Below are 3,752 nucleotides of genomic sequence, written 5' to 3' on the forward strand. Positions count from 1 at the left end.
CGCTGGAAGCCGCCGAAGCCTCCAGCCAGAGCGCGCTGGAAGCCAACCAGCTGGGCTACCAGGTGGGCGTGCGCATCAACATCGATGTGCTCAACGCCCAAAGCCAGCTCTACCAAACCAAGCGCGACCTGGCCCAGGCGCGTTACAACGTGCTGCTGGGCACGCTCAAACTGCGCCAGGCCGCTGGCACCCTGCAAGAAGCCGACGTGCAGGCCATTGACGCACTGCTCGCCAAATAACCCATTTGCCCACCACCCTGCGGGCGCCCCTGTTGCGCCACGCCTGACTTGACGGCTTGCCCCCCGTCCTCACCACACTGCGCCGCATCGCACTCCTTGCCCAAGCCACCGCCTGGGCAAGGAGTTTTTTTGGTTGTGCCGCACGTTGGCGGGGTCTGGAAGCCAGCGCCTTTGCAGTCGTCGCACGACACTGGGGAAACCTGGGCTGGATGTACCCCATCCACGCCCCTCACACTGCTCCAAGAAAGCCTCTTCCTCCATGCAATCGACTTTTCTGGGCGGCCTGTCGGGCCGCCTGTACCTTCTGGCCCTGGCACTGTCTATCGCCCTGGCCGCCCTAGCTGGCGTGGCCTACACCCAACTCAACCAAGTCAGCACACTGGCGCACCGCACTGAAGACATGCGCGTGCCCCAGCTCTCCCACATCGGGCTGCTGGAGCTGAGCGTCACCCGCGTATCGCTGCAACTGCGCCACGCCATGCTGGCACGCAACCACCAGGAACGCCAGGCAGCACTCGATGACATCAGCGCCAAACGCAAGCTGATAGCCGAGCTGATGGCCACCTACGCAAAATCCTTGCAAACGCCTGCCGCCCAAAAGCGCCTTGCCCAGCTCCTGCCCCTCATGGCTGCGTTCTGGCAACATGGCGATGCCAACATCGCGCTGCTGGGTGCTGATGACCCGGGCGCGGCATTTGCCTACCTGGTGGACAAAACCATTCCGGTGCGCAACCAGGTGCTGACCGTGCTGCACGACACACTGGAGCACCAGCAAACGGCCTTGTCGCAAGACATTGCGGATATCCACCAACTCACCCAAAGCACCCTGCAATGGCTGATGGCACTGGCGCTGGCCATCGTGGCGGGGCTGGTCTTTTTTACCCACCACCTGGGTGGCACCTTGCGCCGGCGCGTGGCCACGGCCCAGACAGTGGCAGAGCGGGTGCGCGATGGCGATCTCACCGTGGCGCTGAACGACCCGGTGCGCGATGAGTTTTCTCCACTGCTCATGGCGCTGCAAGACATGCAGACCTCGCTCTCCAGCGTGGTGGGCGGTGTGCGTGACAGCGCCCAGTCGGTGGCCTTGTCCAGCGCTGAAATTGCCCAGGGCAACAGCGACCTCTCCAGCCGCACCGAGCAACAGGCCAGCGCACTGGAGCAAACCGCCGCCTCCATGCAAGAGCTGGGCGACACCGTGGGCCAGAACGCCAACAACGCCCGCCAGGCCAACCAGCTGGCCATGCAGGCATCCAGCGTGGCCGAATACGGTGGCCAAGTGGTCACGCAGGTGGTGGACACCATGCAGGGCATCAACACCAGCAGCCGCAAAATTGCCGACATTATCGGCGTGATTGACGGCATCGCTTTTCAGACCAACATCCTGGCGCTCAACGCTGCTGTCGAAGCCGCGCGTGCCGGTGAACAAGGCCGTGGCTTTGCCGTAGTGGCTTCCGAAGTGCGCAGCCTGGCCGGGCGCAGCGCCGCAGCAGCCCGCGAGATCAAAAACCTCATCAGCGACAGCGTGGCACGCGTGGAGCATGGCTCTGCGCTGGCAGACCAGGCGGGCGAAACCATGACCGATGTGGTGTCCGCCATCCGCCGCGTGACCGACATCATGGGCAGAATCAGCAGCGCCAGCCAGGAGCAGTCGCAGGGCGTGGCCCAGGTGGGCGAAGCCGTCACGCACATGGATCGGGCCACCCAGCAAAACGCCGCCCTGGTCGAAGAAATGGCCGCGTCGGCCCAAGGTCTGAATCAGCAGGCGCAAGAGCTGGTGCGCGCGGTGGCAGTGTTCCAGCTCGCGCGTGCCAAGCCTGCGCTGCCGGGCTGAGCGCGCCAGGGCCTGCCGCTCAGTCAGTGGCCCGGGGGGCTACCACCACCCGGTTGCGGCCCGTATGCTTGGCCTCGTACAGCGCGGCATCAGCGGCTTTCAATACCGTCGCCATGTCGCTGCCATGATGTGGCCAGTGGGCCACCCCCAGAGAGACAGTGATATGCCCCACAGGGGCCATGGCGGTGTTCTGCACCTGCGCACGCAGGCGCTGCGCCACCTGCTCGGCCACCTCCAGGCGGGCCTCTGGCAACAGCATCAGAAACTCTTCACCGCCCACACGGCACAGCACATCACCACCGCGTGAGTTGTCACGCATCAACTGGGCCAGGCGCTTGAGCACCTGGTCTCCGGCGCTGTGGCCATGGCCGTCGTTGACGCGCTTGAAATGGTCAATGTCCATCGCCACCACCGCCACCGGGGTTTGCGCCGCCTGCCACACCGACAATGCCAGCTCCATGCCGCGCCGGTTGCTCAGGCCCGTCAGGGGATCGGTTTGCACATCCTGGTGCAGCTTGCCGATTTTCTGGTGCAGCAGGTTCACCCCCACCAACATGGCGCGCTTGAGTTCCGAGGTTTCAAAATACCAGGATCGGATCTTGAGAATGCTCTCTGCGGTGGTCGATTTGTCCATGTAGCGCGCGCCATCGGCCAGCTGCCACAAGGGGCGCGCAATCAGCCGCGACAGCCACCCCACCAGGCCCAGCAGCACCACCACCAGGGGCAGGCTTTTGTAGAACACGCTTTGCATCAAGTCGTCCAACGCTGCCAGTGCGGCATGCGTGGGCCGCTGGGCCACGATGCCCCAGGCGGTGGAAGGCACATAGGCATAACCGGCCAGCATGTCGATGTCCTGGCTGTTTTTCAGCTGCATGGCACCACTTTTGCCCTGCAAAACGGCATCAATGACCAGGTTTTTGTCTATCTGCACACCCACCCGGTGGATGTCCGGGTGGTAGATCAGTCGCCGACTCTGGTCCACGGCATACAGGTAAGAACCATCGCTGTGGTAGTGCGCGCCCAGCAAGTTGTGCAGGATGCTTTTTTGTTTGAGGTAAATGGTGCCGCCCACATAGCCCAGGTAGCGGCCCGCACGGTCTGTGACCGGGTGAGAGATAAACACCAGCAAATTGCCCGCTACCGAAACATACGGCTCGCTGACCAACGCACGCTTCTCACGCAGGGCCTCGACAGCACCTGGCGTATCCAGGCGCCGCCCCTGGATTTGCAGGGCCTCGGGTGAAGTGGCCCGCACCCGGCCTTGGGCATCGACCATGACCACGGAGTTGAAGGTGTCCGTTTGCAAGCGCAAACGATCGACTTCGGCCAGCAACACCCCCCCCTGGTCAAAGCGCTGGCCCACCACGCCCGCGCTGTAGGCCAGTTGCTGCTGGGCTGCACGCAGAAAGTCATCTACCGAATCGGCCAGCTTTTGCGCGTAGGCACGGTTGCTCTCCAGGGCGCTGTCTATCAGTTGCTGGCGCTGGACGGCGTGGCTCGCATAAAACCCGTTAACCAAGGTGACGATGGCGCTGAAGGTGGCCAAAAGCAATATCAGGCGGCGCAAATCCACCCGAAACAAAGAAGCAGAAGACATGAAAAAAAGTGACCGAGTAACGCCCCCATGGTGCAGCAGGGCGGAATTCTGACATTTCGATGAAAACCCCCCGCCCCACGCGGGC

At 63.3% G+C, this 3,752-nt stretch carries 3 protein-coding genes; 2 read left to right on the plus strand and 1 reads right to left on the minus strand.

Annotated elements, in window-relative coordinates; translation table 11 throughout:
- A partial coding sequence (locus PHX69_RS15680) for a TolC family protein (RefSeq protein ID WP_288045011.1) occupies positions 1-239 on the plus strand: 239 nt, incomplete at its 5' end.
- Between the two features lie 259 nt (positions 240-498).
- Positions 499-2,070 (plus strand): methyl-accepting chemotaxis protein, encoded by a 1,572-nt coding sequence (locus PHX69_RS15685; RefSeq protein ID WP_288045013.1) that lies wholly within the window; start codon positions 499-501, stop codon positions 2,068-2,070.
- A gap of 19 nt (positions 2,071-2,089) precedes the next feature.
- Here the strand turns inward: PHX69_RS15685 and PHX69_RS15690 are convergent, their stop codons facing one another.
- Positions 2,090-3,667: a GGDEF domain-containing protein gene (locus PHX69_RS15690; RefSeq protein ID WP_288045015.1), complete on the minus strand. Its 1,578-nt coding sequence runs from the start codon at positions 3,665-3,667 to the stop codon at positions 2,090-2,092.
- Between the last annotated feature and the right edge of the window lie 85 nt (positions 3,668-3,752).

The sequence above is a fragment of the Simplicispira sp. genome (genome assembly GCF_028687295.1).
GTDB classification, from domain to species: domain Bacteria; phylum Pseudomonadota; class Gammaproteobacteria; order Burkholderiales; family Burkholderiaceae_C; genus Simplicispira; species Simplicispira metamorpha.